This window comes from Maribacter sp. 4G9 (assembly GCF_002742265.1).
GTDB lineage: Bacteria > Bacteroidota > Bacteroidia > Flavobacteriales > Flavobacteriaceae > Maribacter.
This window is the reverse complement of the sequence record NZ_MDGL01000140.1, coordinates 1-4,835: the sequence shown is the minus strand read 5'-3', so window position 1 is coordinate 4,835 and position 4,835 is coordinate 1. Positions and strand designations below refer to the sequence as shown.

Sequence of the window (4,835 nt, the reverse complement as noted above, 5' to 3'; positions counted from 1 at the left end):
GGCCATGGGTACCGTAACGTTAAAGCCACGACTAGGTGAAGGAAGGTATGCGACTATTGATTCTTCTATCATATCTTTGTCAAGAATAAAGTACATAAAGGGTTGTTTTGGTTTGACTTATGTTTCACAACACAAATCTCTGCAACCCTGTCTTTCGATCCAAAAAAAGTTTAAACCACTTCAATGCTGTAAACTCTAAATCATTCCAATTTTGTAATTTTCTACTTATCGAATCAATTTGAAATTTAGCAGAAATCAAGTTTAATAAGTTCGACAAAATATTGTCCAATAACTTTTCTTGATTTGTCCTTTTTTTACTCAACACACTCAATGAATTTTGCTCATTAGTATTTGCTTTAAAAATTGGAAGTTCTTTCCAGTCATCTGGATAAAAGTCAATTTTTCCTTTACTTGCATATTTAATATGAAAAGAAATTAGTTTGGAATTAATTATTCCTAACAAATAATTCAAATCGTATGATTGAGAATTCTTTTCAATTATTGCTCTGTCCTTGCCAATATTCTTATAATACTTTTTAATGCTATTATTGTTTACCGAAATTAACTCGTGAGCAGGAATTGCCATTATTATTGTATTGTCGCAATAATGACTTTGGTCTGTAAATACTGCAACTTTTTTTTGTCGAGAAAGAAGTAGTTTGTTTGGTGGATAAAGTTCAGGAAAAGTTGGTCTAACAAGACGTGAAGGACTCCGTTCAGTATTGTATTCTAAAAACAATTCTTTTTTTATAGAATATCTTTCCAAGTATTTCCCTTCTGTATAAATTTTAGAGTGAATTTCATTTTCTGTTTCCGATAATAGGTCTGTTTTTTTAAATTTTTCTGGGTCCGATTTATCGCTATTTAATCTCATACCATAGCTAACATAGCATAAATCTGCTAATGTTATGCAGTTATGCCTGTTGATATTGAATTCAGCTACATTTAATAAATATTGTTCTTCTCCTTTTGATTTATTTTCTATTATTTGATTATCAAAAACGTCAAGAACGTGTTTAATTTTAATTGCAGGTTTTGTACTTTTTTCTTTTTGAATAAATGTTATTTTACTCCTTACACCTACATTTTGAAAAACATATATATCAGGAAAGAAATCGATTTGGTATAAGAAATAATTTTCTTCAATTAGTTCTATTAATTTTGTAGTATAATCAGATTTACCAATGGTATCAGGAATAATCATTGCTGACAGCCCTTTTTCTTTTACAATGTCTATCCCTTTCTCTATGAATGGAACATACAAATCCCACATTTTATAAGGACTTTTATAAGACTTCTCGATATATGCTCTACCTAATATATCATCATTGTCTCTCGCTTTTACATATGGTGGATTCCCAATTACAATATCAAAACCTCCTTCTGCAAAGACTTTAGGAAACTCATTTTCCCAATTAAACGCTTTGTCTCCTGCAACAATTGGGTCGTCAATTAAACTATTACCACATTTAATATTGTCATTTAAAGAAGTTAGCTTTCTACCTTTTTGAGCAGTTCGAAGCCAAAGTGAAAGTTTTGCAATTTCAACACTTTCTTCATTAATATCTACTCCGTAAATATTGTTTTCCAAAATAGCATTTTCAACTTCACTCAAAATCATTGCATCTCCAAAAAGTTTGGCTTGTAGTTCGTCAATATATTGGTGTTCTACAATTAGAAATTCTAACGCTTGGTTTAAAAAAGCTCCACTTCCACAAGCTGGGTCGCAAATGGTAATTTGCAATAACCATTTTCTATAATCTTCTAACTTTTGAGTTAGCTTTTTTAATGTTGCCTTTTGTCTTCCTTTACGTTCTTTCTCATATTCGGCTTCTTGAATATCGAATTCGGTCTTTTTTTCCTCACAAAGTTTCCCGACTGTATTATAAACTATGTATTTGGTAATATATTTTGGTGTGTAAAAAACGCCATCTTTTTTACGTTTGGTTTTACTTTGGTCAGATGAAATTCCTTGTATTTCTGCTTGTATTTCGTCAATATCGTTTAACGAATGTTCAAAAATGTGTCCAAGTATGTTTACACTTACCTCGCTCTCAAAATCGTAGTTGCTTAAATTAACTGTGTGTTTGTAAAGTAAATCGTCATTGATTTTGATGTTATCTAAAATCTCGTCTGGTGCAAAAAGTCCACCATTGTAAGCGAAAATGTCGTGTTGTTGTCCTTTGTGTCCTGTGTTCATATAACCGAAATACTTTTTAAATCGGTCGTACAGAGGAAAATACTCATCGTACTTATCTTTTAAATCTGTCCATTGGTTTACAATTGAACGAATAGAATTAGGTGGAAGTAATAATCTGTCTTCTGCAAAGAAGATGAATAAAAAACGGTCAAGTAGTTTTTGTGTTTTCTTGAATAAAGTAAGCTTATCGTATTCAGGATTTTCATTTTGGATTGCATCAAAAATTTCATTTCTAAATGAAGCGTAATCTTTATATAGTTTTTTTGTGATGTTTTCCTCTTGCGTTAAGGATTCGTCTTTAATCTTTTTAGGAATGTCTTTTAAAAGATATTCAGACGATAGGCAAAGCCAAAGAATTACAAAACGCTCTTTTGTTAATTGGAATAAATTAAATTCCTCAAAATCAACTGCATTATCTATGTAAAAACGCAACTTCTCAAAGTTGGAAGTAATTACATAATTACAACCTGGTTGGTTGTTTTTATATCCAAATGCTTGGGTTTCTACTTTGCTTAAATCGGTTGTGTTTGTTCCTTTTAGCTCAATTACTGCAAGTGCTTTTTCGCCTTTTAAAATTGCACCATCTGTCTTTTTTGAGCCCTTTATATTTTTTAATTCCGTTGTGAGATTAAAGTCAGGCGTTGGGTTTTTAATATATCCGAATACGTTTACAAAAAGGTCAATCAGAAATTCGCCTTGATATTGTTCCTCTTTGGAATTCCTTATATTTTCTTGAATGGTCGGATTATGGAAATGGCTTGTGAACCTTTCGTAAGCTTCATTAACTTTTTCGGACTCTAATCCTTTTAAATATTTGTTTAGAACAGAGTTCTGAAATAAGCTCATATATGTTTAATGTTTTTTCTCAAATTTAATGTTATTCCGAGCGTTGGCAAAAAACAGCTCTTTTATTTTTTTTCGCGTTGGCTTTTCGCTTTGGCAAAAAAATAAATGTGCTGTTTGTGCGTTGGCTTTTTTAGTTCAAATGTTCAATTTTTGCTCGATTTTCGCATTACTTACAACTCGTTTATATATATGTATTTTACACTGATATACCGCCAGAAAGGAGGTATATACTTATAAACTACCTTCATTTTTTATATTTGGGGGAGTCCATAAATTTAAGTTTTTTCCTATAAAATACATTTACGGTTTTACGTAAAAGGGAGAAATTTATAGAAAGTGGTGCAGACCGTGCGAATTGCTCAAGGAGACCTCTTTCATCAATCCAGAACCCTCAAAAGGGATGGCCAGACACTTTTGTCACTTCGAGTGAAATGCCCATGGAATTATGGTTCGAGAAGTAGGACACGCTTAGATAAAATTGTTCTCGATACCTAGTTCCTTGGATTTCGACTCTCCTTTGATTTTAGATGGTATGCTCCCAATGTCACTTCGAGTGGAATGCCCATGGCATTGTGTATCGAGAAGTAGGACACGCTTAGATAAAATTGTTCTCGATACGATTTTCTATCGAAAATCACTCGAACTGACAACTTTATAAATGCTCGATTTCAAATTTGTAAATGGGTATTGTCACTCCTTTTGCAGTTTTGATAGCACTTCTTTACCATGCTCATTCCCTGGATTCAATTCAATCGATTTTTTATACATTTCAATCGCCTCTGCTTTCCGATTTGCTTGCAATAACGCTTCCCCATAGCTATCGTATGCATTAGAGCTATCCGGAAATAAAATTGTAGTTACGTTGAAAACCTCCAAGGCTTTTTCTAATTCGTCATTTGCCAAAAATGAATATCCCAAAGCGTTCAAGTCTTGTTCAGAGCGATTGTTCACCTTGGATTCAACAGATAGTTCCATAGCGTTATCCAAGGCCATTTGTAAAAGCTTATTTTGTTTTTCCCCATCCAATGTTTTAGAGTACGCTTTAATTATTGAATTGATAATTAAAGCAGGGTTATCTTGAAAAACCGCATGCCTACTTCCTTTGGCAATAATATTGGCCACATCATCACTATCGTCTCCCAATTCCTGATGCAGCTTTAACCATCTCTCGGAAAGTATTTCTGGAAATCCAGGGAATGAGTTTTCGGGAAAAATATTCATAATGGGTATATCTTCTGGAAATTGCATCCCTCGTACATACCGCATGGTTTCATTGAAGTTCACATTCATATAATAATCGCCTGAAGGCTTCTCAATAACGCTAATATCTACGTTATTATCCCGCATTGTTAACAATTCCTCATTCCAAAAATCGCTGGGCGTTGCATCAATTAGAATGACCGACTTGACTTTTTTTGGATGCTTTCTAGCATATAGCAGATTATATAGACCACCATAGGAATGTGAAACCAAAATCATTTCATTGTCGAAACCCAATTTTGAAAGACCTGATTCCAACTCTTTAATACCATTTAAAATTCCAAAATCCACATCGTTTTTTAGCTTAGGATTTAGTTCACTCTGACCAAATCCAGAGCGATCATAGTGTAGGCTTCCCCTTATTAGGACACCTCTAAATTCGATAAATAATTATTATTTAGGTCAGGTTTGATGAAGAATTTAAATTCTTCATCAAACCTGGGCATGTATTCTTTAGGTGATTTATTGCCCAGAGATTTATGCGGATGATTAAAATTATAGTCCTCTCTCCAGTTGTCGCTTATATTTT

The 4,835-nt window shown here is 32.9% G+C and carries 3 protein-coding genes; all 3 read right to left on the bottom strand.

Annotated elements, in window-relative coordinates; translation table 11 throughout:
* Nucleotides 1-124: 124 nt before the first annotated feature.
* Nucleotides 125-3,046 carry an Eco57I restriction-modification methylase domain-containing protein gene (locus BFP75_RS13630; protein WP_099545929.1) on the bottom strand — a complete coding sequence of 974 codons (2,922 nt, stop codon included), beginning with the start codon at nucleotides 3,044-3,046 and terminating at the stop codon, nucleotides 125-127.
* A gap of 690 nt (nucleotides 3,047-3,736) precedes the next feature.
* Nucleotides 3,737-4,669, bottom strand: a complete 933-nt coding sequence (locus BFP75_RS13625; protein ID WP_262497616.1) for an alpha/beta fold hydrolase — start codon at nucleotides 4,667-4,669, stop codon at nucleotides 3,737-3,739.
* Entirely contained in the window at nucleotides 4,669-4,830 is a 162-nt protein-coding gene (locus BFP75_RS22735; protein ID WP_123803412.1) for an integrase core domain-containing protein, read from the bottom strand. The genes BFP75_RS13625 and BFP75_RS22735 overlap by 1 nt, the downstream gene beginning before the upstream one ends.
* Nucleotides 4,831-4,835 lie beyond the last annotated feature (5 nt).